The sequence below is a fragment of the Variovorax sp. GW821-FHT10C12 genome (assembly GCF_059415405.1).
This window is the reverse complement of sequence record NZ_JBWKNE010000001.1, coordinates 2,402,855-2,427,324: the sequence shown is the minus strand read 5'-3', so window position 1 is coordinate 2,427,324 and position 24,470 is coordinate 2,402,855. Positions and strand designations below refer to the sequence as shown.

The window sequence follows — 24,470 nt, the reverse complement described above, 5'->3', positions numbered from 1 at the left end:
TTGGAAAGGAGTGGCTAGAGTCTAGGAACGAGGCCTCCTCACCTCAACGCGCAGGCTTGCGCAAAGATATGCAATCCTTGCGATCCTGAGATCAGCTCTTCATGCCACCCACGCCTTCCCCCGACGAATTCGTGCCGCCGCCCCGCGCCGGTGCCGCGCGTGCCGCCATCAGCAACTACACGATGGCGGCGCGGGCACAGCGCGCCTATTTCGGCATTCATGACCAGAGCAACTGCCTGCCGAATCCGGTGCCTCACCGGCACGAGTACTTCCAGATCTACGTCAACACGCGGGGCGATACCACGCACTACATCGGCGGCAACCAGCGCGCCATCGGCGCCGGCACGGTGAGCTTCGTGTTGCCCTTCCTGGTTCATTACATCCCGAACGCGGCCGACGGCGTGTTCCATGTGATCAACATCAGCAAGGATTACCTGCTGCCGTCGCTGGACCTCGACGTGTTCGAGCTGTCGGAGGTGCCGTTGTCACGCGCGCCCGAGCTCGCGCCTTTCCGGTTCCAGCATTGCCTGGATTTCCGCTTCGACGAAACCGAGACCCACCAGCTCCAAGCGCTGTGCGAACACATGGCGCAGGAAGCGCAGCGGCCGCCGGGCGAAGACACCGCCAGCCATCTGCTGATTCGCAGCCATCTGCTTCACCTGATCGGCATGGTGTGGCGACGTTACGGCGAGGAGTTTCGCAACTGCGAGGCGCAGGGGATGGCCCTGCAGTCGTACCGGCCGGCGGTGCTGCGCTGCATCCGCTACATCAGCCGCAACCTCGCGCAGGAGCTGACGCTGGGCGATGCGGCGCATGCGAGCCATGTGTCGCCCACGCACTTGGCCCACCTGCTGAAGAGCGAAACGGGCAAGACCTTCCTGGAGCTGGTGACCGAACGCCGGATCGAGCGCGCCAAGACGCTGCTGGTCTTTACCGGCGCCTCTGCGGCGGAGATCGGCGAAAGCACCGGTTTCGGAGAGCCGACGCAGTTCGCGCGCCGTTTCGGACAGATCGTGGGGGCGACGCCTTCTGCGTACCGGCGGCAATTTCAGCGAGGAGGGAATCGGACGTGGGACTGACGGCGCGATGCCCCCAGTAGCAATCAGGCTCTCGAGCTTGACGTCGGTGGCTGCGAGTCCGACGTGGGCATTCGTTGCATGGCAGTCCTTCGCGTACGGTCGCTCCAGACTGGTCTGAGTCATTCGTGCTCGCCGGCCGAAGCGGCCGCTGCGATCATCACAGGACTTTCGGCGGACATCGGCTCGTATGACCGCTGCGCTCCCGAGACCGGATGCCCAAGGTGGCGCGGACGTGGTCGAGTCGTGAATGACAGGTCGGGGGCGCAGCCAACAGGCACTGCCGACCCGGAGCGGGTGGTCGTCTGCAAGTCCACCGCGCCGGTCGGTACCGCGGAGCAGGTCGAGGCCGTGCTGCACGCGGCGCTTTCGCAGCGCGGCGCGGCCCATCGCGTCGCGGTGGCCGTGAACCCCGAATTCCTGCGCGAAGGCTCGGCCGTGCGCGATTGCCGCCAGCCCGACCGCGTGGTGATCGGTGCGACCGACCCCGCGGCCGTCGACCTGCTGACGCGGCTCTACGGACCCTTCGTGCGCGATCCGGCAAAGCAGTTGCTGGTGATGGACCGGCGCTCGGCAGAGCTCACCAAGTACGCCGCCAACGCGATGCTCGCGACCCGCATCAGCTTCATGAACGAGATGGCGCGCATGGCCGAGCATGCGGGCGCCGACATCGAGATGGTGCGTCGCGGCATCGGCTCGGACCGGCGCATCGGCCCCGACTTCCTGCAGGCCGGCGCGGGCTATGGCGGCTCGTGCCTGGCGAAGGACGTGCGGGCGCTGCGGCATGCGGCCGATCGCGAGGGGCAGCCCCTGCGCCTCCTCGCGGCCGTCGAGGCCGCGAACCACGAGCAGAAGGGGCGCCTCTTCGACCTGATGACGCACCACTTCGAAGGCCGCATCGCGAACAAGACCATCGCCCTCTGGGGCCTGGCCTTCAAGCCCGACACCGACGACATGCGCGATGCGCCGAGCCTAGTGCTGCTGGAGCGCTTGTGGGCGGCGGGCGCGCACGTGCAGGTGCACGACCCGGCGGCGATGCCGAACGCGCGCGCCATCGTCGGCGAGCGCGGCGACGTGCGCTGGTGCGACACGCCCGCAGACGCATTGCAGGGCGCCGACGTGCTGGCGCTCGTGACCGAATGGCCCGTGTTTCGTCGCCCCGATCTGGCGCGCATCGCCAGCACATTGAAGGCGCCCGCGATCTTCGACGGCCGCAACCTCTACGACGCCGCCGAAGTCGAAGCTGCTGGCATCGCGTACTACGGCATCGGGCGCGGCCGGTCAGTGCGGCGCTGACAGCACGGCCCTTGGCGTTGTCGTCGCATCGAGCGGCGAGGTGATGTCTGTGTTCACTAGCTCGGAAATGGCCTGCATGAGCATGGCCGCACTGACCGGATTGAACAGCGCGGGCCCCTCAACGCGCATGTTCAGGCCTGCGCTCATTCCTGGCGCGCGTTGCTTTGGCGCACGGCGTGCAGGTACCCGTCCAACGCCAGCAGCACCTCCTCCACCATGACGTCCGCGCTCGGCAGGGCGGCGCTCACCAGCAGCGTCTGCTTCACCAGCGCATCGACGACGGTGTAGGCGCCGAAGGCCACGCGGGCATCGTGCAGCCCTTCGGGCCAGTCCACCGCGCTCGTCAGTGCCTTGCCGAAGAGGTTGACGTTGTGCTGGTACAGGCGGTTGTAGACGAGCTGCGGCGAGACGCGGCGCTCGATGGAGCTCAGCACCCGCCAGCGCCCGCCGCCCTCGAGCATCGTGTGCACCTGGGTCTGCGCCAGCAGACGCGTGATCTCGCTCAGCGTGCGTTTGCCTTCCGCCTGGACGACGTCGTCCACCGCGCTGGACAGCGCGGTCGAGAGCTTGCGCACCCAGGTGCGCACGGTCATGGCCGCGACCGCTTCCTTGCCGGGGAAGTATTGGTAGACGCTGCCGACGCTGACGCCGGCCACGTTGGCGATGTCGCGCATCGACGTCTTCTCATAACCCTTTTCCAGCAGCAGGAGCACGAAGGCGTCCTGGATCGCGATGGAGGTCATCCATGCGCGTGACTGGGAGGGCTTGCGTCGGGGTTTGAGGGCGGTCGTCATGGCTGAAAAGCGAACACCGGGACGGCGCACGCAAGGAGGAGGGCCTCGTTGCAGAGGGAAATCAACGCCTCGGGGCGCGTCCCGAAAACTGAACATGCCTGCTCGGTTGATTTCCTAGACTTCTTTCAACCCAAGGCAGCCGGCGGCCGCGAGCCCCGAACCTCACTTCAACCCAAGGCCAACGCGCGCGCACTCGTCATTCTTGCATGTCACCTCCTGCGTCCTACAAAGCACCCTTGCGCGAACTGCGCTTCGTCCTGAACGATCTGCTCGGCATCGATGATGAACTGAAGGCGCTTCGCCTGCCCGGCGCCATCGCCCGCGAAGACATCGACGCGCTGATGGAGGACATGGCGGCCTTCGCCGAAGAGGTGCTCGCACCGCTCAATCAGAACGCGGACCGCGAAGGCTGCACCTGGCGCGATGGCGAAGTCGCCACCCCCGGCGGCTTCAAAGCCGCGTACGACGTGTTCCGGGGCAAGGGCTGGGCCGGCTTGGGCGCCGCGCTCGAACACGGCGGCCGCGCGTGGCCGACGGTGCTGACCCATCTGGTGACGGAGCTGATCGGCTCGGCGAACCATTCCTGGCTGATGTACCACAGCATCTCGCGCGGCGGCTACGAGTGCATCCGGGCCAACGGCACGCCCGCGCAGCAGGCGGCGTACCTCCCGCACCTGGCCAGCGGCGCTTGGACCAGCAGCATGTGCATCACCGAGCGCGAGGCCGGCACCGACGTGGGCTTGCTGCGCACGGAGGCCGTTCCGCAGCCGGACGGCAGCTACCGCCTCACCGGCCTCAAGCGCATGGTCACGGCCGCCGAGCACGACCTGGCGGACAACATCGTCCACCTCGTGCTGGCCCGGATCGCGGGCGCGCCCGAGGGCGCGCGGGGGCTTTCGCTGTTCATCGTGCCGCGGCACCTGTCCGGCGCGGCCGAGCGCAACGGTGTGCGCTGCGAAGGACTCGAGGACAAGATGGGCATCCGCGGCACGCCGACCTGCTGGTTGCGGCTCGACGGTGCGCGCGGCGAATTGCTGAACACCGCCGGCAACGGCTTGGCGGCCATGTTCGTGATGATGAACATCGCCCGCCTGGCCACGGGCATGCAGGGCGTGAACCAGGCCGAGGCGGCCTACCAGCTGGCGCGCGATCACGCCCGCACGCGGCTGCAGGGACGCGGCTTCGGCGGCGCGCGCAGGACCGAGGCGCAGCCTGCCGCCGATCCGTTGATCGTGCATGCCGATGTGCGCCGTATGCTGCTGGCGCAGAAGGCCTGGACGGAAGGTTCGCGCGCGCTGGCTTACTGGCTCGCGCTGCAGGTCGATCGCTCGAAGCACCACCCCGAGCCCTCGGTGCGCCGCGAGGCCGACGAGCTCGTCTCGTTGCTCACGCCGGTGCTCAAGGCCTTCGCGACGGACAACGGCTACGCCAGCACGACCCTGGCACAGCAGGTCATGGGCGGCTGGGGCTACCTGGACGACAGCGGCGTTCACCAGTACCTCCGCGACGTGCGCGTGGGGCAGATCTACGAAGGGGCCAACGGCATCCAGGGCCAGGACCTGCTCGGACGCAAGATCCTCGGCGACGGGGGCGCGAGGCTGCGCAGGTTCCTGGACGTGGTGCATCAGGTGCTCGAGGAGAACGAGGTTCACCCGGTGCTGCAGCCGTGGGTTGCGCAGACGCGCACGCTGTGCGTGCGCCTCGATGCGCTGGCCCGGCAGCTGATCGCGCGGGCGCCGTCGCACCCCGACCAGGTCGGCGCGTCCGGCCACAGCTGCCTGCGCATCGTCGGCGTGCTGGCGCTCGCGTGGCAGTGGATCGGCATGGCCTCGATCGCGCAGCGCAGGATCGACGCGCGGCAGTCCGATGGCTTCGATGTCGCCAAGGTGGCCACGGCCCGCTTCTATTTCGCGCACCTGTTTCCCGAGGTCGAGCAGCACCTGCAGGTGGCTGCGCAGGACGACGACGCCGTGATGGCGCTGGACGCCGACTTCTTCTGATCCCGCCGCGCAGCCGCTCCCGGCTGCGCCCACAAAAACACCGGATGCGGAACCCGGCGGCACCGCGCCGCCCGGCCCCGCATCCAACTGGAAAAAAACTTCATGAACCTGATCTCGATGTTCGACGAGAGCGCGTCGCGCTGGCCGACGAAGACGCTGCTGCACTACGGCGACGAAGCCTTCAGCTACGCGCAGATCCAGGCGCTCAGCCGCCGCGCTGCGCAGGTGCTGCGCGACCGGGGCGTGGGGCAGGGCGACCGCGTGGCGCTCATGTGCTTCAACACGCCGTACTTTCTCATCGGCGTGCTGGGCGCGCTGCGCCTGGGCGCGGTCATCGTGCCGGTCAATCACAAGCTGCAGAAGCCCGAGGTCGAGTTCATCCTGCGCCACAGCGACGCCAGGCTCTGCATCATCGACGTCGCCCTGGGCGTGGCGCAACGCATCGAGACCGAGGCCTGCCTGCTGGGCACCGGCGACATGGCCGGCGCGGCGGACGTCGGCTTCGATCACTTCGACACGCTGGTGCAGCGCACCGAAGCGGGCGAGCTGCCTGCGCCGGTCGATGACGAGGCACTGGCGCAGGTGCTCTACACCTCGGGCACCACCGGTCAGCCCAAGGGGTGCCTGCACAGCCATCGCGCGGTCTTCACCACGGCGCTGGTCTGCGCGGCGGCCCTGTCGATGACGCACAACGACCGGATGCTCATCGCGATGCCGATCTGGCATGCGGCGCCGCTCAACAACTGGACCTTCGGGACGTTGCTGATGGGCGGCACGCTGGTGTTCCTGCGCGAGTACGCGCCGCGCGGATTCCTGGAAGCGATAGCGCGGCACCGCGTCACGCTGACCTTCGGCGCGCCCATCGCCTTGCTCGCGCCGCTCGAGCTCGCAGACTTCGACCGCCACGACCTGGGCTCGATGCGGCTATGGATTTACGGCGGCGGTCCGCTGGGCGAGGACATGGCGAAGCGGCTCATGCAGCGCTATCGCACGACGCAGTTCATGCAGGTCTACGGCATGACCGAGATGGGCCCGCTGGGCACGGCGCTGTTCCCGGAGGATGCGCTGCGCAAGGCCGGGTCGATCGGCCGCTCCAGCCTGCCGGGCGTGCAGGTGCGCGTGGTCGCTGAGGACGGTGGCGCGACGCCCGCGGGCCAGGTCGGCGAGATCCAGCTTCGCAGCGAAGCCGCCATGCGCGGCTACCTGAACGACCCCGAGGCCACGCGCGTCGCCTATACACCCGACGGCTGGTACCGAAGCGGCGACCTGGCCCGGGTCGACGAGGACGGCTATTACTACGTGGTGGACCGGCTCAAGGACCTGATCACCACCGGCGGCGAGAACGTGTACTCCAAGGAAGTGGAAGACGCGCTGTCGCCGCATCCCGATCTCGCCGACGTGGCCGTCATCGGCCGCCCGCACCCGGACTGGGGTGAAACCGTGGTGGCGGTCATTGTGCCCCGGCCCGGCCGGCAGCCGGACGCGGAGGCGCTCAAGGTCTTCCTGGCCGACAAGCTGGCCCGCTACAAGATCCCGCGCGACTACGTCTGCGTCGACACGCTGCCGCGCACGCCGTCGGGCAAGTTGCAAAAGCACCTGCTCCGACAGGACATCGACGCACCGGCTTCCTCTCTTCTTTCCACTTCCAAGGATATCCACGCATGAACCTGTTCGACCTGAACGGAAAAGTCGCCGTCGTGACCGGTGCCAGCCGCGGCATCGGCCGCGCCACCGCCGAGCACCTGGCGCTGCTCGGGGCCAAAGTCTGTGTCTCCAGCCGGCGGCTCGAAGCCTGTGAGGAAGTGGCCGAGGGCATCCGCGCGCAAGGCGGGCAGGCCTTTGCCTGCCAGGCCAGCATCTCGCAGCCCGAGGAGCTGCGCGCGATGGTGGCGCAGGTGCGCGAGCGCTTCGGCCCCATCGACATCCTGGTCTGCAATGCGGCCACGAACCCGCACTACGGGCCGCTGGCCGAGATCGCGGACGAGATGTTCATGAAGATCGTGCGCAACAACGTGCTGAGCAATCTCTGGCTGGCCAATCTCGTTCGGCCCGACATGCAGGCCAGGGGCAGCGGCGCCATCGTGATCGTCTCGTCCATCGCGGGCCTGCAGGGCTCTTCGACGATCGGCGCCTACGGGTTGTCCAAGGCCGGCGACATGCAACTGGCCCGCGACCTGGCGGTCGAGTGGGGACCGCAGGGCATTCGCGTCAACTGCATCGCGCCGGGCCTGATCGACACCAAGATGGCCGGCATGCTGCTCGCGGACCCCGAGATCCAGTCGTTCACGCAGAAGAAATTGCCCTTGCGGCGCGTCGGGCAGCCGCAAGAGATTGCGGGCGCCATCGCCTTCCTGGCATCGCCCGCGGCCGCGTTCGTGACCGGCCAGACGCTCGTCGCCGATGGCGGCGCCGTCATCGTCTGAACACCGGCAGATCGACATCCACAAGGAGACTTACCATGAGCCTGAAGAAAACCATCGTCGCGCCGATGCTGTGCATCGCCCTGGCCGCCAGCGCGCAACCCGTGCAGACCGTGAAGATCGCCACGCTCGACATGCTGTCGGGCCCGATGGCCGGCCTGGGACAGAACGTGTTGAAGAGCTTCCAGTACGCGGCGCGGGTCGCGAACGAGGAGAAGTGGGCCGGCCCCTACCAGTTTGAGATCGTTCCCTTCGACAACAAGCTCTCGCCGCAGGAGGCCGTGGCGCTGCTTGGCACGGTCGTGGCCAAGGACATCCGCTATGTGGTCCAGGGCGCGAGCTCGTCCAGCGTGGGCATCGCGCTGGGTGAGGCCATCGACAAGCACAACGCCCGCAATCCGGGCAAGGAGATCGTCTTCCTGAACTACGCGTCGCAGGCGCCGGTGCTCACAAACGAGAAGTGCAGCTACTGGCACTTCCGCACCGACGCCCACTCGGACATGAAGGTCGATGCGCTCACGACCTACCTGGCCGGCCGCAAGGACATCCGCAAGATTCACCTGCTCAATCCCAACTACGCCTACGGGCAGGACACGGCGCGCGCGTCGCGCGAGTCGCTTGCGCGCAAGCGCGCGGACATCGAGATCGTGGGCGACGACCTGCACCCGACCGCGCAGGTGAAGGACTTCGCGCCCTACATGGCCAAGATCCGCCAGTCCGACGCCGACGCGGTGATCACGGCCAGCTCGGGCTCCGACCTGGCGCTCATCGTGCGCGCGGCCAACGACTTCGGGCTGAAGGTCGACTTCTACACCTTCAACGGCAGCAACTACGGCGTGCCCGGCACCATCGGCGCGGCGGGCGAGGGCCGCGTCAAGCTGGTCTCGACCTTCAACCCCAACGACCCCGGTGCGAAGAGCTCGGCCGTGCTGGGCAGCTTCAAGAAGCAGTTCGGCGAGGACTTCATCAACGGCATGGGCTACAACGCCGTCGTCGCGCTGTCCGGCGCCATCCGCAGCGCGAAGTCCGCCGAACCGGCGAAGGTGGCCGCCCAGCTCGAGGGCCTGCGCTTCGAGGGCATCAACGGTCCCGTGGTGCTGCGCAAGTCCGACCACCAGGCCCAGCAGGCGATGTTCGTCCAGAGCTGGGAGAAGGTCGACGGCTCGGCCGTCCGCTACGACCAGGAAGGCACCGGGTTCGGCTGGAAGCAGATCGCGAGCGTGGACGCCAAGGCGGCCGAGCAGCCCACGACCTGCCGCATGAAGAGGCCCCTGTGACCGCACGACGGCGCGAGGCGTTCGCCCCGGCACCATGACCACCATCTACATCGACGAAAGCGGCCACAGCGGCGACATGGTCGACAGCGGCACGGGCTACGACTTCAAGCGGCAACCCTACTTCGCATTGGCGGGCGTCGGGCTGCAGGACGAAGAGGAGTGGGGCGAACGCCTCCAGGCGTTGCGCGATCGCCACCGCATTCCCTCGGGCGAACGCGATGCCCGATCGCTGGCATCCAGGCCGGAGTTCTCCGCGGCCGTGATCCACGCCTTGCTCGACCGGCGGGCCCCGCTTTTTGTCGAACTGGTCGACAAGCGCTACTTCATCTGCACCTGCATCACATCGTTCCAGTTGCTGCCGCCCTGCCTCGGCTACCCCGAGTCGATGCGGCTCGACTTCCTCAGGAACGCCGTCGCGGATTTCCTGCACGCCCATGCCGATGCGCAGGTGCTGGACAGCTTCGTCGCGTCCTGCCTGACGCCGGAGGCCGGAACACTTCACGCATCGTTTGCCAGCTTGCGCGAGCTGGCCACGCACACCGCCGAGGAGGAGGAAGAGGCCGCGGCGCAGGTCGCCAAAGGGTTCGGCCGCATCGTCGAAGCGGCGAACACCGAGTACCGCGCGCTGGGTGGGGCCCAGCACCAGCCCTGGCTGGAATTTCTTCCGCCGCCCGAGCTCAACACGTCGTCGACGCAGGCCTGGACGCTGCCGAACCTGACGTCGTTCATGCGCATCTACGCCCGGATCCATCTCTACTACCGGCACTGCCTGGCCGATGTCCGGCTGGTGCACGACCAGAATTTCGAGGTGCAGCGCATCCTGGGGCAGGGGAATGCCGCTGCCGAAGGAGTGGACCGCGCGATGGAACTGTTGTGCACGCCCCCGTCCGACCACCGCTTCGAAGAAGTGGCCGCGCTCGATTTCAGGCAGTCGCACGAAGCGGCGGGCGTGCAGATGGCCGAGGTGGTGGCGGGCGCCACGATGCGGTTCTTTCGTGATCTGCACACAGGCACAGGCGTGTGCCCCGCGTTGCGCGAGGCCATGGTGCGGCTGATCTCCGAAGGGGACGAGCGCACGGGGTACGGCCTCAAGCAGGTGGTGCCGACCCGCCAGGTTCGCATCGGTGCCGAAGAGGCGTGGGCTTGAGCGGACGATCGCGTTTCGTCGACCGCCGACGCGGAACCTTCGGGCGAGCAGGGCCTCCTATCTGGCTTCTCCGCTTCTTTCCCCCCGTTTCGCCCGATGAATGAAATCCGCAATGCCGCCGCCGAGCTCGCTCTTTTTCGCCGCCGCGTGGTGGTGGTCGGTTGCGCGGTGCTGTTCGGATTCGGACTGATCGGCGCGCGGCTGGTCTACCTGCAGGTGGTGCGCCATGAAACGCTGGCGGACCGCGCCGAAAGCAATCGCACCGCGATCGTCCCCGTGGTGCCCAACCGCGGGCAGATCCTGGACCGCAACGGCGTGGTGCTGGCGTCCAACTACGCGGCCTACACGCTGGAGATCACGCCGTCGAAGGTGGGCGACATCGCCACCGTCATCGACGAGCTGGGCGAACTGCTCGAAGTGACGCCCAAGGACCGCCGCCGCTTCCAGCGCCTGCGCGAGGATTCGCGCAGCTTCGACTCCCTGCCCATCCGCACACGCCTGAGCGATGAAGAGGTGGCGCGTTTCGCGGCGCAGCGCTACCGCTTCCCCGGCGTGGAAATCAGGGCGCGGCTGTTTCGCACCTACCCGCACGGCGAGGTGGGCGCGCACGTGATCGGCTACATCGGCCGCATCAACCAGCGCGAAAAAACCGCGATGGACGACTGGGAGGAAGACGAGCGCGCCAACTACCGGGGCACCGACTACATCGGCAAGGTCGGCATCGAGCAGAGCTACGAAAAGGCGCTGCATGGCCAGACCGGCGTGGAGCAGATGGAAACTTCGGCCGGCGGGCACGCGGTGCGCCGCCTGTCGCGCCACCCCGCCAGGCCGGGGCAGACGGTGATGCTGTCGCTCGACATCAAGCTGCAAAAGCTCGTGGAAGACATGTTCGGCGAGCGCCGGGGCGCGCTCGTGGCCATCGACCCGAAGACCGGCGAAGTGCTGGCCTTCGTGAGCAAGCCCACCTTCGATCCCAACCTGTTCGTCGAGGGCATCGACACCGAGAACTGGAAGGCGCTGACCGAGTCGCCCGACAACCCGCTGCTGAACCGCGCGTTGCGCGGCACCTACCCGCCGGGCTCCACCTACAAGCCCTTCATGGCGATGGCGGCGCTGCAGACCGGCAAGCGCAGCGCCGACAAGGTGGAGAACGACCCGGGCTTCTACAACTTCGGCGGGCGCTCCTTCCGCAGCCACCGGGGCGGGCTGGGCGGCGTCGACATGCACCGCGCCATCCAGTTTTCAAGCAACACGTATTTCTATTCGCTGGCCGCCGAGATGGGCGTGGACCTGATCCACGACTTCATGGCGCCGCTGGGCTTCGGGCAGTTCACCGGCATCGACCTGCAGGGCGAGTCGCGCGGCGTGCTGCCCAGCCGGGCGTGGAAGCGCGCGGCCTACCGGCGCGCCGACATGAAGACCTGGCACCCGGGCGAGACGATTTCGCTGGGCATCGGGCAGGGCTACAACAGCTTCACGATGCTGCAGCTGGCCTCGGCCAATGCCACGCTGGCCAACGGCGGCGTGCGCTACCAGCCGCACCTGGTGCGGGCCATCCGCGACACGTCGACCGGCGAGGTGGTGCGGCAGGTCCAGCCGCCGGCCCAGGACCTGGGCTATGCGCGCAAGCACGTCGAGGTGGTGCGCGACGCGATGGTGGCGGTCACCAAGGGCGGCACCGGCACGCGCGTGTTCGCGGGCGCCGCGTACACCTCGGCCGGCAAGACCGGCACCTCGCAGGCCGTGGGCCTGAGCCCGAAGGCGCGCGCGAGCGGCAAGGCCCTGGAGGCGCGCCAGCGCGACCACGCGCTGTACATGGCATTCGCCCCGGCCGAAGACCCGACCATCGCGGTGGCCGCGATCGTCGAGAACGCGGGCTTCGGCGCGGCGCACGCGGCGCCGATCGTGCGGCGGGTGTTCGACTACTGGATTGCGGGGCAGTACCCCAACGACGCCGACATGGCTGCGGTGCAGGTGGGGAAGGCCGGCGCGCCCATCGGCAAGCCGCTGATGGCCAGCGAGGTGCCGGTGCTGGACGACGGTGCGCAGGGGGATGAGGCTGGGGTGCTTTGAGGGCCGGGGCGAAGTGTCAGCCCGGCGCGAGCCGCTGGGCGAACCAGTCCGCCACGAAGGCGGTCCGCTGCGCCGCGTGGTTGTGGATCGTGTGCTCGCCGTCTTCCCACACGCGCAAGGTGACGTCGGGGTTCGTCGCGGCTTCCCGAAGTCCGATCAATAGCTGGGAGGCGCCGGGGCGTCGGCGGGGATGGCGCCGGGTTGGAAAACCTGCGTGAAGTCGCAGCATTCCTGTGCAAGCAGCACCGTGGAGTCGATCAACGTGCTTCGCTGCTCGCTCCTGCTCATTGCGACGTAGGTGATGTCGGGGATTGCGGGCGTGACCTTGAGGGGTTGCAGCAAACCCAGGTCGACCATGGGGGCGAGGCAATCGCGAGGAAGGGGACTGATCCCGATTCCGGCCACGGTCATGCCGATGATGGCAATGATGCTGTTGCTGGGCAGCGATTGCTTCGGGGTGAGGCCGAAGGACTTGAACCAGTTCTCCGAGGCGAGGCCCGCCCCCGAGCGGCTGCCCTGGGTCAGGATCCGATGCGAGGCCAGTTCGTGGAGGCGCAACGTCCTGTCCGCAGGCAGCAGGCCGGGCTTGCACATCCAGGCACTGACCACCTTGCCGATGGCTTTCTTGGTGATCCGGCTGTCGTCTTCCGCGTCGGGAACGATCGCCAGATCAATCTCGTCGGCCAGGAGTCTCTTGCGAATGGTCACGCTGCCGTCGACGTCGGGCTCCAGGACAACGCGGGGGTGATGAGCCTGCATCATGCCCACCAGCCGCGGGAACCAGGTCATTGCGGTGAGTTCGGTCAGGCCGATCCGCAGTCTGCGCTCGACCACCTGTGCCTGTGCAAGCTGCTCCATCGCTTCGTCGCGCTGGGCAAGAAGGCGCTTTGCGATCGCAAAGGTCTGCTGCCCCTTCTCCGTCAATCGGGCCGCGCGTGAAGAGCGGTCGAACAGTGAAGTGTCCAGGAGGCTCTCCAGTTCCTGGACTCGCCGCGAGATCGCCGACTGCGTGGTGTGAAGCTTCTCGGCGGCCTGCGAGAAGCCGCCAAGCTTGACCACCCAATAGATCGCTTCAAGTTGCTTGAACGACATCATGTTCGTTCTGCCGGTGGGACTTCATGCATTGCGGGTTCCCCCTAGGTATATGTCTAAAACAGATGCAATTCTATAAAAATAAATCGTTTTTTTTAATTTTCCAAAGTCTCCAGAATGCGGGCTTCCATCTCATTTCTTGGCCTCTGGCATCAAGCCGCTTCAGGAGTTGCGCTCATGTTCCGATTGACTTTCACTCGCGTCATCGCCGTCGCTCTTTGCGTCTGCGCCACCACGGCACAGGCCGATCGTCTGAGCGACATCAAGGCGCGCTCCAAGCTGGTGTGCGCCACGCTGACGGGGGCGGAACCCCTTGCGTTTCAGAACCCCGCCACCCGCGAGTACGTCGGCTTCGACGTGGATACGTGCAAGAGCCTCGCAAAGCACCTCCACGTTGAACTGGAGCACCGCCCGATTTCCGTCGAAGCCCGCATCCCCGAGTTGGCGCTGGGGCGTGTGGATGTGGTGGCTGCCTCCCTGGGCTACACGAAGGAACGTGCCGAGCAGATCGCCTTTTCGGACATCTACTACCAGCTGCCCTTGAAGATCATCGTGGCGAGCAATTCGCCCATCCAGACGTTCGCCGATCTCGCGGGGAAGAAGATCGCCGCCAACAAGGGCTCGACCTCGGAGCTCAACGCTCGCAACAAGCTTGCGGGTTCCGAAGTGGTGACCTACCAGGACGGCACCATGGCCTTTCTGGCGCTCGCACAGGGAAAGGTTCAGGCCTATGCCATTTCCCAAGCACCCGGCGCGCGACTGCTCCACGAAAGCTCGGGCAAGTTCCGCTTTCTCGACGAGTCCCTCGTCTACGAGCCCACGGGCCTGGGTGTGAAGAAGGGCGAGAGCGAACTGCTCGATGCGGTGAACAAGGCGTTGCGCGACATGGAGTCGTCTGGAGAACTCGACGCGTTGTGGCGCAAGTGGTTCGGGCCCGACACGAAGCTGAAGATCGTTCGCGAGAAGAAGCTGACGCCGCTCAGTGCATTCTGATCAAGCTCGCAAATCAGAGCCACGAGCGTATCCATGCTTGATCTGAATTTCGGGGCCGTGTTGAACGGCCGCTATCTGGACTGGTTGATCGCCGGCGCGTGCAACACACTCGTGCTCTTCGCCGCTGCATGGGTGTCGGGCCTCCTTCTGGCACTCGTCGTCGTTTCCATGCGGCAGTCCGGCTTGGCCGGACTCCACGCCGTCTCCAAAGGGTTCGTTGGCTATCACCGGAACGTGCCCGGCCTGGTCCAGATCTTCATCTGGTACTTCGGCGTGCCTCAGGTGCTGCCCGAGGCCTGGCAGGCGTGGATCAACGCCCATGGGAGCGAATTCATCTTCGTCTGGATCGCGCTGACGCTGAACGCGGCGGCTTTCATGTCGGAGGATCTGCGCAGCGGTGTGCGGTCCCTGTCGCCCACGCAGATGGAGGCGGCGCGAGCGCTGGGCCTGTCCTACGCCAAGGCGATGCGCTTCGTCGTTCTTCCGCAGGCACTTCGCGTCGCAGTGCCGCCCTTGACCAACCAGTCGCTCGGGCTGTTCAAGGCGACGAGCCTGGCCATGGCGATCGGCCTCGCCGAACTGACCTATGCAGCCCACCAGATCGAGAGCGAGAGTTTTCGCACCTTCGAGGTCTACGCCATGGCGTCGATCTTCTACTGGGTCTGCTCCTTCGCGCTGATGGGCATCGGCCACGCCTGGAGCGTTCGCCTGGATCCGCTGCGAGGTGTCCGATGATCGACATCCTTCGTGACTATGGCCTTCTGCTCCTGGTCGGCCAATTTCCGAACGGTCCCGTTGGCGGCTTGGCGCTCACGCTGTTTCTCGCCGTGTCCGGGCTGCTGCTTTCGTTTCCCCTCGCCATCGTGATGGGGGTGGCCCGGACGTCCCCCATCAAGGCCGTTCAGTACCCGGCGACCGCTGTCGTCTACGCCGTGCGCGGCCTGCCTGTCCTGATGCTGATCTTCTGGGCCTACTTCATCGTGCCGATGGTCGTGGGGCACAGCATCTCCGCGATCACCACCTTGATCGTCGCCCTTGTCGTCTACGAGCTCGCCTTCATGGGGGAGGTCGTGAAGGCGGGCATCGTGGCCGTCCCCAAGGGCCAGGTCGAGGCGGCCCGATCGTTGGGGATGACCTACGTTGCAACGATGCGCAAGGTGATCCTGCCGCAGGCGCTCGTCAACATGATCCCGAGCATCCTGAACCAGTTGATCAACCTGATCAAGAACACGTCGCTGGGCTACATCATCAGCGTCGGCGAACTGACCTATTCGGCCTACCAGATCAACGCCCAACTGCTCACCCGTCCATTTCAGGTGTATCTGATTCTGGCCATCACCTATTTCGTCCTCTGCTGGGCGCTGGGATTGGCTGTCTCCCGGTTGGAGAAGAAGTTGAACCAAGCACGCTGCACGCCCGACGTGCCGACCCCCCTCCAGCGCCTGGTGTCCAAAGAGGCCACGACATGATCACCTTCGACAACGTGGACAAGTTCTACGGCGGCTATCAAGCCCTCAACCAGATCAACGAAACCGTCAAGCAGGGCGAGGTGGTGGTGGTGTGCGGACCCTCGGGGTCCGGCAAGTCCACGTTGATCCGAACGGTCAATCGGCTGGAGCCGATTTCGAAAGGCCGCGTCACGGTCAACGGCGAAGACGTGCACAACCCGAAGACCGACGTGAACAGCTTGCGCAGTCGCATTGGCTTCGTCTTCCAGAGCTTCAACCTTTTCCCCCACTTGAGTGTCATGCGCAATCTCGAGCTGGCGCCCATGACGGTGGCGAAGGTGAGCCAGGGCGAGGCGCGCGAGCGCGCAATGGAGTTGCTGGTGAAGGTTGGCTTGGCGCACAAGGCGGATGCCTACCCGCCACAGCTCTCGGGCGGCCAGCAGCAGCGTGTGGCGATTGCCAGAGCGCTCGCGATGCGTCCGCCGGTGATGCTTTTCGATGAACCCACGAGCGCGCTGGACCCAGAGATGGTGGGTGAGGTCCTGGCCGTCATGAAGCAGCTGGCCTTGGATGGCATGACCATGATGTGCGTGACCCACGAGATGGGTTTCGCGAAAGAAGTGGCCGACCGAATCCTGTTCATGGACGCGGGGGCGATCGTCGAGCGTGCCGCTCCCGATCAGTTCTTCGCCCATCCACAACACCCCCGCGCCCGGAAATTCATCGCCGAAGTTCGGCGCCCCTGAGTCCCGGCCGCATTCCGATCAAGCCGATTGTGCGTACCTGCACAGGAGTCGTCATGTCCAATTTTCTTTCCAAGTCTCTGGCTCGCATCAAACCGTCGAGCACCATTGCCGCCACGCAGCGGGCTCGCGAGCTTGCCGCGCAGGGCCGTGACGTGATTGCGCTCAGCACGGGCGAGCCCGACTTCGAGACACCCGAGCATGTGCAGGTCGCTGCCATCCGCGCACTCACGGGCGGCAAGACCAGGTACACGCCGACCCACGGCATCCCCGAGTTGCGTGATGCCGTCGTCGAGAAGTTCCAGCGGGAGAACGGCGTTGTCTACACGCGCGATGAAATCATCATCAGCAATGGCGGCAAGCAGGTCATCGCGAATGCGTTCATGGCCACGCTCAACGCGCACGACGAGGTGCTGATTCCCGCGCCCTACTGGGTCTCGTATCCGGAGCTCGTGGCCCTGTGCGGAGCGACGTCCGTCATCGCGCAGACGACCGCCGCCAACGGCCTGAAGCTGACACCGGAAGCGCTCGAGCGGCACATCACTCCCCAAACGAAATGGGTCGTTCTCAACTCGCCAGGGAACCCCTCCGGCGCAGCCTACACGCGCGATGAACTGCGTGCGCTCGCAGAGGTCCTGCTGCGTCATGAGCACGTGTGGGTCATGAGCGACGACATCTACGAGCACCTGGTGTACGACGCGTTCGAGTTCGCAACCATTGCAGCCGTCGAGCCGCGGCTGCGGGAGCGGACGTTGATCGTCAATGGCGTTTCGAAAGCCTATGCGATGACGGGGTGGCGCATCGGCTATGGGGCCGGGCCGGCCTCCTTGATCAAGGCGATGGACGTGGTCCAGGGGCAGGTGACATCCGCCGCCAGTTCCGTCGCGCAATGGGCGGCTGTGGCGGCGCTGCAAGGCCCACAAGATTTTCTGGCGGCGAGGCGAGAAGTCTTCAAGCAACGCCGAGACCTGGTCGTTGACCAGCTCGATGCCTGCGTTGGCCTCGCATGCGCACGGCCCGAGGGCGCCTTCTACGTATTTCCATCGTGCGCCGGAACCTTCGGGAAACGAGCGCCCAGTGGCCAGTTGATTCAGGACGACGCGACATTCGTGCTGGAGCTTCTTGCCGCAGAAGGCGTCAGCGTTGTGCATGGAAGCGCATTCGGCATGCCCGGTCACTTCCGCGTTTCGTACGCCGCGAGCACGCAGAGCCTGGTCGAAGCCTGCAAGCGCATCCAGCGCTTCTGCGCCGAACTCTCTCCCTGCTGAATTCGCCGGCCACGCGACGCAACCGTGCGCGAGCTGCTCTCCATCTCCGCCGTACGGGTCGAGCGAATGACAGCCCCCTGATTTCTGGCTGATGCGGAATCAAAAAATTTACCCATTGATTGACAAGATAGGAGACGAAAAATGCCGCTGTGGACGGAATTTGAACCTGCACAAGCCGTGAATGAATTTCGCGCCTTTGCCGAAACCTACGCGAAACCCGCTGCGGCTCAACTCGATCGGAATGATGCATACCCTTCCGATGTTGTGGCGCAAGCGGCCAAACAGGGCCTGAATGCGCTGATCGTTCCCCAAGAATATGGGGGTGGCGGATGCTCATTTCGGCGAGTGGTTTCGTTTTTCGAGGAAATCGGTGCCGCCAGCGCCTCGGTCGGGATTTCTCTGAACTCGAACTTTCAGGCGCAGAACGCAATTCTGCGATCCGGCAACGAAAAATTGAAGAACGAGTTCTTGCCGAAATTTTCACAAGGCCTGACGGCGGCCTATGCGCTGACTGAGCAAAACCATGGCAGCGACATCCGCTCCCTGGACACCAAGGCGGTGCTCGAAAACGATCACTGGATCCTGTCCGGTCAAAAATCATTCATTACATCGGGGAGTGGTGCCGATCTATTCATCATCCTGGCCCAAACCGAGAAAGGACTGGGGGTTTTTGCAGTTCCGCGAGAAATACCTGGCGTGAGCACCTTCGTTGGCGAGAGAAGCGAGACCTTTGGCGGCCGAAATGGGCCCCATGTGGAGCTCAAACTCGAGAATGTTCGCTTGCCGTACGAATACCTTCTGGGCGAGTCGGGTGGCGGCCTGAAAGTCGTGCTGCGCAATTTGAACTATTCACGCACGCTCAACGCGGCCATGGTCATCGGAATGGCGCGTGCAGCATTTGACGAATCCCTTGCCTACGTCAAAAACCGAAAGGCCTTCGGGCAATCGGTGTTCGATTTTCAAGGAATCCAATGGTATTTCGCGGAAATGCTCACGGACATCGATGCAGCCCGCCTGTTGTTGTACTCGGCGGCTGACGCATTGGAGGCGCAGCGCGAGCCCGAGCGCTACGCCAGCGAAGCAAAGCTGTTTTGCTGCTCCGTCGCCAACCGGGTGACGTCCCAGGCCATTCAGGTTTGCGGCGCATACGGAACGGCTGTGAATTCGCCTTTCAATCGCTATTGGCGGGATGCCAAGGTTGCGGAGATTGGAGGAGGGTCGGTGGAAATATTGAAGAACACGATTGGCAAATACATCGGCCGGATGGAGTTGGGTTGATTGAAAACAGCCTGCAAATCGGTCGACTGACAAAAAGGTCGCTGCCCATCTTCTTCTGAAGAAGAGAGTGGCGGCGAAACGCTTCAAATATTCCGCAGAGAACCCAAGCAATGCTCAATCAAAATATCCGCAATTTGGCGCTCCTCATTCAGGACGCCGTTCGCCGATCGCCTGAAGCGGTGTTCGGCACAGACAAGGTGTCGGCCCCGATGGCGGATGCTTTCAAGACGGCGCAGGCGCTTTGCGCATCAATGTCTGGCGCCATTCTCAAGGGACAAACAGTCGCTTTTGTTGGGGTCACCAGCGAGCACTATTTGATCTTCTGGATGGCTTGCCAGTTGCACGGCGTCCGCACGGCACTCATCAATCCGCACTACCCTCAAGACCTGATCAGGGAAATGCTGCTCGATCTGAATCCAGATGCCGTTGCATTCTTCGATGACACGTACCGCGCACCCACTCATCCGAACTGGGCTTCTATCGATGCACGGAACGCGTGGTCCGGCCATTTGGTTGTAAAGAGTGCCGAGGTCCCGAGACCAGGCAAATCAGACGTGCCAGTCGAGGGCGATGCGCTCTTGACGGGGCTGGCCTGCGACGGCTCGGAGATCGCGTGCTATATGCATACCTCGGGCACCTCGGGTCGCCCCAAGTTTTGCGCACTGAGCCACTCTTATTTCATCAGGCTGGGCCGCTTCATCGCCGACTCTCTCGGGTACGTTCGCAATGACGTTGTCTTTGCGCCGATGCCGATGTTCCATATCAACCCCCTCGGCTACGGTGTCGTGGCGGCCTGGACCGCAGGCGCGGGCGTCCTGGGGACGCAGCGTTTTGTCGCACAGAATTTCTGGAGCACCGTGAAGCAGATCGGCGCGACCGCACTCGTTCTGCATGTCACGCCCCTTCAGATGCTGATGAAGGAAGCGGATGTCGACGCAAGTGCGGGCCACAAGGTGCGCGTGGTGTTTGGCGCCATCAGCGAATTCCTGGGCATGTTCGGAATCCCCATTGGAATCACGGCGTATGGGTCCACCGAAGCCGGTGGGCTTTGCCATACATGGCATGTTCGCGCAGGCGACCGCTCCTTGGCGGAAGAAGGCCCTACCCACTACGCTGGGCGCGTGCGTTTCGACGCCGAATTCAAGATATCCGAAGAGGGTGAAATCCATGTCAGAGCGCGGGAGGCGGACACGCTGTTCTCTGGCTACCTTCGCGACGGAGTTCTAGACCCCTCGACGGATGCCGACAGCTGGTTTCACACGGGCGACCGAGGCCGCGTCGACCACCTCGGAAACCTTGTCTTCATCGAGCGGATGAGCGAATCCATCCGAGTCAACGGCGAATACGTTCCGATCGATTTCGTGGAACGTTCTTTGGAAAAAGAAGCGGAGTTGTCCGAGTTCGCGATCTGGTCGAGAGCGGACGCGGTGAGCGGTCAACGCGTCGTCTTGTGGATTGCAGATCCTCGAATTGACCTGGAGAAGACGCTCGCGGCAATTCAGCGTCTGCCGAGCATCATGCGGCCCGTGGAAATCATCCAGATCGCGAGCCTCCCTCGCGACACCGGCGTGAACAAGGTTCAGCGCCGACGGCTGCACGATGAGCACGCACTGTGGCGTCATGAAGTTTCCGCGCAATAGCACTCGAGGGTACTTTTCATGAATGCTTGTCGTGTCAGCCGTGAACTCACAGGGCATGTTGCCGTGCTCGAAATCAACAATCCCCCGCACAATTTCATTGACGTCGAGCTTGTCAAGGAATTGGCCGAAAGTCTTGAGCATCTCGATGCGGTCGAGGATTGCCGCTCGATCGTTCTGCGCAGTGGCAGCAGCGTGTTTTGCGCTGGAGCGAATTTCGATCAAGCCGAAAACAGCACGGCGCTCGACCCGTCGCCGTTCTACGCGCAGGCCATGCGGCTTTTCTCGAACCGGAAGCCCATCGTTGCGGCGGTACAGGGCGCTGCCATCGGCGCCGGATTGGGGCTTGCCCTGGTCGCTGACTTCCGCGTGGGATCGCCCCAGTCCCGGTTCAGCGCCAACTTCAACCGACTGGGCATTCATCCCGGTTTCGGAATCAGCCACACCTTGCCGCGCATCGTGGGTGCGCAAAAGGCCGCCTGGATGCTCTACACGGGCGAGCGGGTCAGTGCGCAACAGGCATTGGCGCTGGGGTTGATCGACGCTCTTTCCGAGGATCAAGACCCGTTTGCCACGGCACTGGCCATGGCGGAAGAGATCGCGCGCTCAGCACCTGGTGCCGTCCAAAGCACGAGGCGCACGTTGCGAGCGGGATTCGCGGACCACGTCATGCAAGTGAATCGCCATGAGTGCGCGGTTCAACGCGAGCAGTTTCGGCATCCCGACTTTCTGGAGGGCGTGAGGGCCGCCGCACAACGCCGCGTTCCGGTATTTCAGGGCCGTTGAACGCCGTCTACATCAGGCCCGCAGCGTTGCGGAGCCTGGACCTTCGTTTGATCTGTCAGTGCAGGGCGCATTGAACATTCACGGGACACGATATGAATCGAACACTTACCGAGAGACATCCAGGGGCTCCTGATCGCTCGACCCACCTGAGTCGGCGATCCGCCATGCAGCTCGTGACCGCCGGTCTGGCGGTGTGGACGGCAGGTGCATGGGCGGCGTCGGCGCAGAGCGACGCCTTTCCCGTGCGGCCCATCCGCATGGTCATTCCATTTCCTCCATCGGGCGCCGCCGATCTCGTCGGCCGCCTGTATGCCAAGGCTCTGGCAGAACTCTCGGGCCAGCCGGTGGTTCCTGACAACAGGCCTGGTGCGAGTGGCCTGATCGGTGCACAGAACGTGCTCGCCTCTGCGCGCGACGGATATTCGCTGCTGATCGGGAGTTCGTCGACGCTTGCAGTGAACGCCGCCACCGCCAAGAGCTTGCCCTACGATCCCCTGACGGACTTTGTACCCGTGGGTTTCCTGGCAACGGGGCCCGTTGTGCTTGTGACGGGGGCATCTTCGGGAATCAAGAGCTTCGAAGACCTGGTCCAGAAAGCACAGGCTCATCCCAAGACCCTGAACCTGGGCACCGGCTCCACGGCCTTGCAGCTGCAAGCCGAATGGCTCAACGAGACGGTGGGCATCAAGACCACGACCATTCCGTACAAGGGTGGCAGTGAAGTGGCCTCCGCCTTGTTGGCTAACGCCGTCGACGTTGGAATGCTGGATGTGTCGGCAGCACATGCTCTCATCCGATCGGGCAAATTGCGAGGTCTTGTGCTTGGTGCAAGCCAGCCTCTCGCCTCGCTCCCGGGTGTGCCGACGACCGCGCAACTCGGTGTCAGGGGCTACACCGGTGAATCCTGGATCGTCGCTGCGGTAGCTGCAGGCACTCCGGATCATGTGGTCGACTACTACGCCACGGTGCTGGCGAAGGCCGCCAAGCTGCGATCGACGCAGGATTGGCTCCGCGAGCGAGACCTCGGCTATGTTTATCGCACCGCAGCGCAGACCAAGGCGTTGATCGCTGCCGACATCGCGCTCTACAAGCAGTTGGTCGATCGACTGGGTATCCCGAAGGTATGAAGGCCGTGACACCAACACCTCGCACGCTGCTACTGGCTGGGCGCTACAGCCAGGTCTTCAAGGAACCTCTGCTGGCCTGTCTCGGCCCCGGTTGGGTTGCCGAGTCATGGTGCGCCGAGGAGGGCACGGAAGGCTTGACGCGCAAGGCAGCCGTGGCCGAAATCCTGATCGGTTCTGCCGAATGGGCGCGACACGCACAAGGCCTCGGCGTTGAAGCGACCTTCGCCGCCAGCCGCCGGCTCGGCCTGACCATTCTCCCGTTCTCGGGTGTCGACTGGTTGCGCCCCGAGTGGGTGCCGGCCAACTCGGTGGTCTGCAACGTCAGCAACGGCAGCGATCCCATTGCCGAGTACGTGATGGGCGCCATCTTGAACGCCGAGATTCCATTCCGGGAGATGGATGCCGAATTGCGGCAGCACCGATGGACCTGGGGCGGCGGCTCCGTTGTCGGTCGCAAGCACGGCGAGTTGCAAGGCAAGACCATCGGCCTGGTGGGCTTCGGAAGAATCGGCCAGCGTGTCGCTCAATTGGCCACTGCGTTTCGAATGCAGACGATCGCCGTGAGTCGATCGCCCGGCGTCTCCCGCGAGCTGAACTGGTGGCGCAGCATGGAGGCTCTGCCGACCCTCCTTGCGCAGAGCGACTATGTTCTTCTGTGTGTACCGGGTGGCGCAGAAACGTTGAACCTGATCGACAAGGATGAGCTGTCTCGCATGAAGTCGAACGCCATCCTGATCAACGTTGCACGCGGGCCGGTCGTCAACGAGGCGTCACTTTTTGGAGCGCTGCAACGGCGCGAGATTCGTGGTGCCATCGTCGACACCTGGTACACGTATCCGCCGCCGTCTTCGATGGTGGGCGCACCCGGCAGCCTGGCGTTCGAAACCTTGGACAACCTGGTGATGACGCCGCATGCCGCGGGATGGACGGATGCACTGGAAACGCGCCGGGTTGAAACCGTCGTGAGCAACGTGCACAGCTACCTGCATTGCGAGGCGCTCACCGACGTTGTCATCGACAAGCGTTCGGCGACGAGCGAATGCCTTTGATTTCCTGGAAAGTGTTCACCGTGTCTGGAGAAAGACAATGCAATTGACAGCAGCCTGTCTGCCGCCGCCGGAGCACTATGCGGCCCCCGACTTTCAGGTCCCCGCGCGGGCGTGCGATTCTCATTGCCATGTCACGCCTGAAGATTTCTTGAACACGGTGCCGGACGCGAGCTACGAACCCGCACCGGCACCGCCGGCGGAACTGCGCCGCCTGCGTCGATCGATCAAGTTCGAGCGATCGGTGGTCGTTCAAGCCAGCGTGTATGGCAAGGACAACCGCGCCGTCGAGCAAGCGCTGCGCGCGGAGCCGGATGTGCTGCGTGGCGTGGTGGTGGGTGATGCGGAAACGACCGATGCGCAACTCGATGCCTGGCACGCCATGGGCGTCAGGGGGATGCGATTCATCATGTCGGGCCAGCTTGGCGGCACCGTCGATCTCAATGACCTGAAGGTCCTGGCACCGAAGCTGGCGGACCGTGGTTGGCATGCCGAGATTCTTCCCAGGGAGGATCAGTGGCCCTCTCTCAAGTCGACTCTGGAGCAGTTGCCTTGCACGCTGGTCGTCGACCATCTCGGCGGGTTGTCCTTGGGGCCGCGGTCCGGTGAGGCTGAGCGCGTCTTGTCGTCGCTGCTCTCAACGGGCCGGGTGTGGGTCAAGCTGATCGGCTATCGCCTGTCGGCCGACCTTCGAGATCCTCGCATCGCCCGTCGCGCCCAGCGCTTGTACTCCGAAGCGCCGACTCGCATGGTCTGGGGAACCGACTGGCCCCATGTGGGCTTCTCGGTGGAGCAAGACGCCGGCGTCTTGCTCAATGCCCTTGCCACCTGGTTTGACCGCGATGCCAGCGTCATGCAGAGGATCCTTGCATGCAATCCTGAGGAGCTCTTTGACTTTCCGCGACCTGCGCACTCGTGATCTCGCCGATCCCACGGTCTTGTACGAAAGATTGACGGCCTGACGATCCA

The 24,470-nt window shown here is 64.6% G+C and carries 23 protein-coding genes; 19 read left to right on the top strand and 4 right to left on the bottom strand.

Annotation, left to right across the window (positions count from 1 at the left end; translation table 11 throughout):
• Positions 1–131: 131 nt before the first annotated feature.
• The gene (locus tag AC07OH_RS11505; protein WP_495300716.1) at positions 132–1,079 is read left to right on the top strand and encodes a helix-turn-helix domain-containing protein; all 948 of its coding nucleotides are present in this window, start codon (positions 132–134) and stop codon (positions 1,077–1,079) included.
• Positions 1,080–1,322: 243 nt separating this feature from the next.
• Positions 1,323–2,372 (top strand): UDP-glucose dehydrogenase family protein, encoded by a 1,050-nt coding sequence (locus tag AC07OH_RS11500; RefSeq protein ID WP_495300715.1) that lies wholly within the window; start codon positions 1,323–1,325, stop codon positions 2,370–2,372.
• Here the strand turns inward: AC07OH_RS11500 and AC07OH_RS11495 are convergent.
• Positions 2,358–2,519: a hypothetical protein gene (locus tag AC07OH_RS11495; protein WP_495300714.1), complete on the bottom strand. Its 162-nt coding sequence runs from the start codon at positions 2,517–2,519 to the stop codon at positions 2,358–2,360. The genes AC07OH_RS11500 and AC07OH_RS11495 overlap by 15 nt on opposite strands.
• Positions 2,516–3,166 carry a TetR/AcrR family transcriptional regulator gene (locus tag AC07OH_RS11490; RefSeq protein WP_495300713.1) on the bottom strand — a complete coding sequence of 217 codons (651 nt, stop codon included), beginning with the start codon at positions 3,164–3,166 and terminating at the stop codon, positions 2,516–2,518. The genes AC07OH_RS11495 and AC07OH_RS11490 overlap by 4 nt, the downstream gene beginning before the upstream one ends.
• Positions 3,167–3,402: 236 nt before the next feature.
• On the opposite strand from AC07OH_RS11490, the gene AC07OH_RS11485 reads away from it, so the two are divergent.
• The 6 genes from AC07OH_RS11485 (at position 3,403) to mrdA (ending at position 12,083) form a co-directional block, all read left to right on the top strand.
• Positions 3,403–5,166 (top strand): acyl-CoA dehydrogenase family protein, encoded by a 1,764-nt coding sequence (locus tag AC07OH_RS11485; protein WP_495300712.1) that lies wholly within the window; start codon positions 3,403–3,405, stop codon positions 5,164–5,166.
• 102 nt (positions 5,167–5,268) lie between these two features.
• Positions 5,269–6,831 (top strand): class I adenylate-forming enzyme family protein, encoded by a 1,563-nt coding sequence (locus AC07OH_RS11480; RefSeq protein WP_495300711.1) that lies wholly within the window; start codon positions 5,269–5,271, stop codon positions 6,829–6,831.
• A complete protein-coding gene (locus AC07OH_RS11475) occupies positions 6,828–7,589 on the top strand; it encodes an SDR family NAD(P)-dependent oxidoreductase (protein ID WP_369646518.1) in 762 nt (253 codons plus the stop codon). Before AC07OH_RS11480 ends, AC07OH_RS11475 begins: the two co-directional genes overlap by 4 nt.
• Before the next feature lie 35 nt (positions 7,590–7,624).
• Complete coding sequence (locus AC07OH_RS11470) at positions 7,625–8,863, top strand: branched-chain amino acid ABC transporter substrate-binding protein (RefSeq protein ID WP_495300710.1); 1,239 nt, start codon at positions 7,625–7,627, stop codon at positions 8,861–8,863.
• 34 nt (positions 8,864–8,897) lie between these two features.
• Positions 8,898–10,010 carry a DUF3800 domain-containing protein gene (locus tag AC07OH_RS11465; RefSeq protein ID WP_495300709.1) on the top strand — a complete coding sequence of 371 codons (1,113 nt, stop codon included), beginning with the start codon at positions 8,898–8,900 and terminating at the stop codon, positions 10,008–10,010.
• A gap of 96 nt (positions 10,011–10,106) precedes the next feature.
• Positions 10,107–12,083, top strand: coding sequence for a penicillin-binding protein 2 (mrdA, locus tag AC07OH_RS11460; RefSeq protein WP_495300708.1), 1,977 nt, complete (start codon positions 10,107–10,109; stop codon positions 12,081–12,083).
• Positions 12,084–12,099: 16 nt separating this feature from the next.
• On the opposite strand, the gene AC07OH_RS11455 is transcribed toward mrdA, so the two are convergent.
• Positions 12,100–12,243, bottom strand: coding sequence for a hypothetical protein (locus tag AC07OH_RS11455; RefSeq protein ID WP_495300707.1), 144 nt, complete (start codon positions 12,241–12,243; stop codon positions 12,100–12,102).
• Positions 12,240–13,178, bottom strand: coding sequence for a LysR family transcriptional regulator (locus tag AC07OH_RS11450; protein WP_495300706.1), 939 nt, complete (start codon positions 13,176–13,178; stop codon positions 12,240–12,242). The genes AC07OH_RS11455 and AC07OH_RS11450 overlap by 4 nt, the downstream gene beginning before the upstream one ends.
• A gap of 174 nt (positions 13,179–13,352) precedes the next feature.
• Between AC07OH_RS11450 and AC07OH_RS11445 the strand changes: the two genes are divergently transcribed.
• From AC07OH_RS11445 to AC07OH_RS11395, 11 genes are all read left to right on the top strand, one after another.
• Positions 13,353–14,168, top strand: coding sequence for an ABC transporter substrate-binding protein (locus AC07OH_RS11445; RefSeq protein ID WP_495300705.1), 816 nt, complete (start codon positions 13,353–13,355; stop codon positions 14,166–14,168).
• A 33-nt stretch (positions 14,169–14,201) separates the two neighbouring features.
• A complete protein-coding gene (locus AC07OH_RS11440) occupies positions 14,202–14,903 on the top strand; it encodes an amino acid ABC transporter permease (protein ID WP_495300704.1) in 702 nt (233 codons plus the stop codon).
• Entirely contained in the window at positions 14,900–15,637 is a 738-nt protein-coding gene (locus tag AC07OH_RS11435) for an amino acid ABC transporter permease (protein ID WP_495300703.1), read from the top strand. Before AC07OH_RS11440 ends, AC07OH_RS11435 begins: the two co-directional genes overlap by 4 nt.
• A complete protein-coding gene (locus AC07OH_RS11430) occupies positions 15,634–16,362 on the top strand; it encodes an amino acid ABC transporter ATP-binding protein (protein WP_495300702.1) in 729 nt (242 codons plus the stop codon). Before AC07OH_RS11435 ends, AC07OH_RS11430 begins: the two co-directional genes overlap by 4 nt.
• A gap of 53 nt (positions 16,363–16,415) precedes the next feature.
• Positions 16,416–17,627, top strand: a complete 1,212-nt coding sequence (locus AC07OH_RS11425; RefSeq protein WP_495300701.1) for a pyridoxal phosphate-dependent aminotransferase — start codon at positions 16,416–16,418, stop codon at positions 17,625–17,627.
• 141 nt (positions 17,628–17,768) lie between these two features.
• The gene (locus AC07OH_RS11420) at positions 17,769–18,905 is read left to right on the top strand and encodes an acyl-CoA dehydrogenase family protein (RefSeq protein ID WP_495300700.1); all 1,137 of its coding nucleotides are present in this window, start codon (positions 17,769–17,771) and stop codon (positions 18,903–18,905) included.
• Between the two features lie 110 nt (positions 18,906–19,015).
• Entirely contained in the window at positions 19,016–20,545 is a 1,530-nt protein-coding gene (locus tag AC07OH_RS11415) for a class I adenylate-forming enzyme family protein (protein ID WP_495300699.1), read from the top strand.
• A 63-nt stretch (positions 20,546–20,608) separates the two neighbouring features.
• On the top strand, positions 20,609–21,328 hold the full coding sequence (locus AC07OH_RS11410) for an enoyl-CoA hydratase/isomerase family protein (RefSeq protein WP_495300698.1): 720 nt from the start codon (positions 20,609–20,611) through the stop codon (positions 21,326–21,328).
• A 164-nt stretch (positions 21,329–21,492) separates the two neighbouring features.
• Positions 21,493–22,455, top strand: coding sequence for a Bug family tripartite tricarboxylate transporter substrate binding protein (locus tag AC07OH_RS11405; protein ID WP_495300697.1), 963 nt, complete (start codon positions 21,493–21,495; stop codon positions 22,453–22,455).
• Positions 22,452–23,504: an NAD(P)-dependent oxidoreductase gene (locus AC07OH_RS11400; RefSeq protein WP_495300696.1), complete on the top strand. Its 1,053-nt coding sequence runs from the start codon at positions 22,452–22,454 to the stop codon at positions 23,502–23,504. The genes AC07OH_RS11405 and AC07OH_RS11400 overlap by 4 nt, the downstream gene beginning before the upstream one ends.
• Positions 23,505–23,541: 37 nt before the next feature.
• Positions 23,542–24,420 (top strand): amidohydrolase family protein, encoded by an 879-nt coding sequence (locus tag AC07OH_RS11395; protein ID WP_495300695.1) that lies wholly within the window; start codon positions 23,542–23,544, stop codon positions 24,418–24,420.
• The last annotated feature ends 50 nt before the right edge of the window (positions 24,421–24,470 follow it).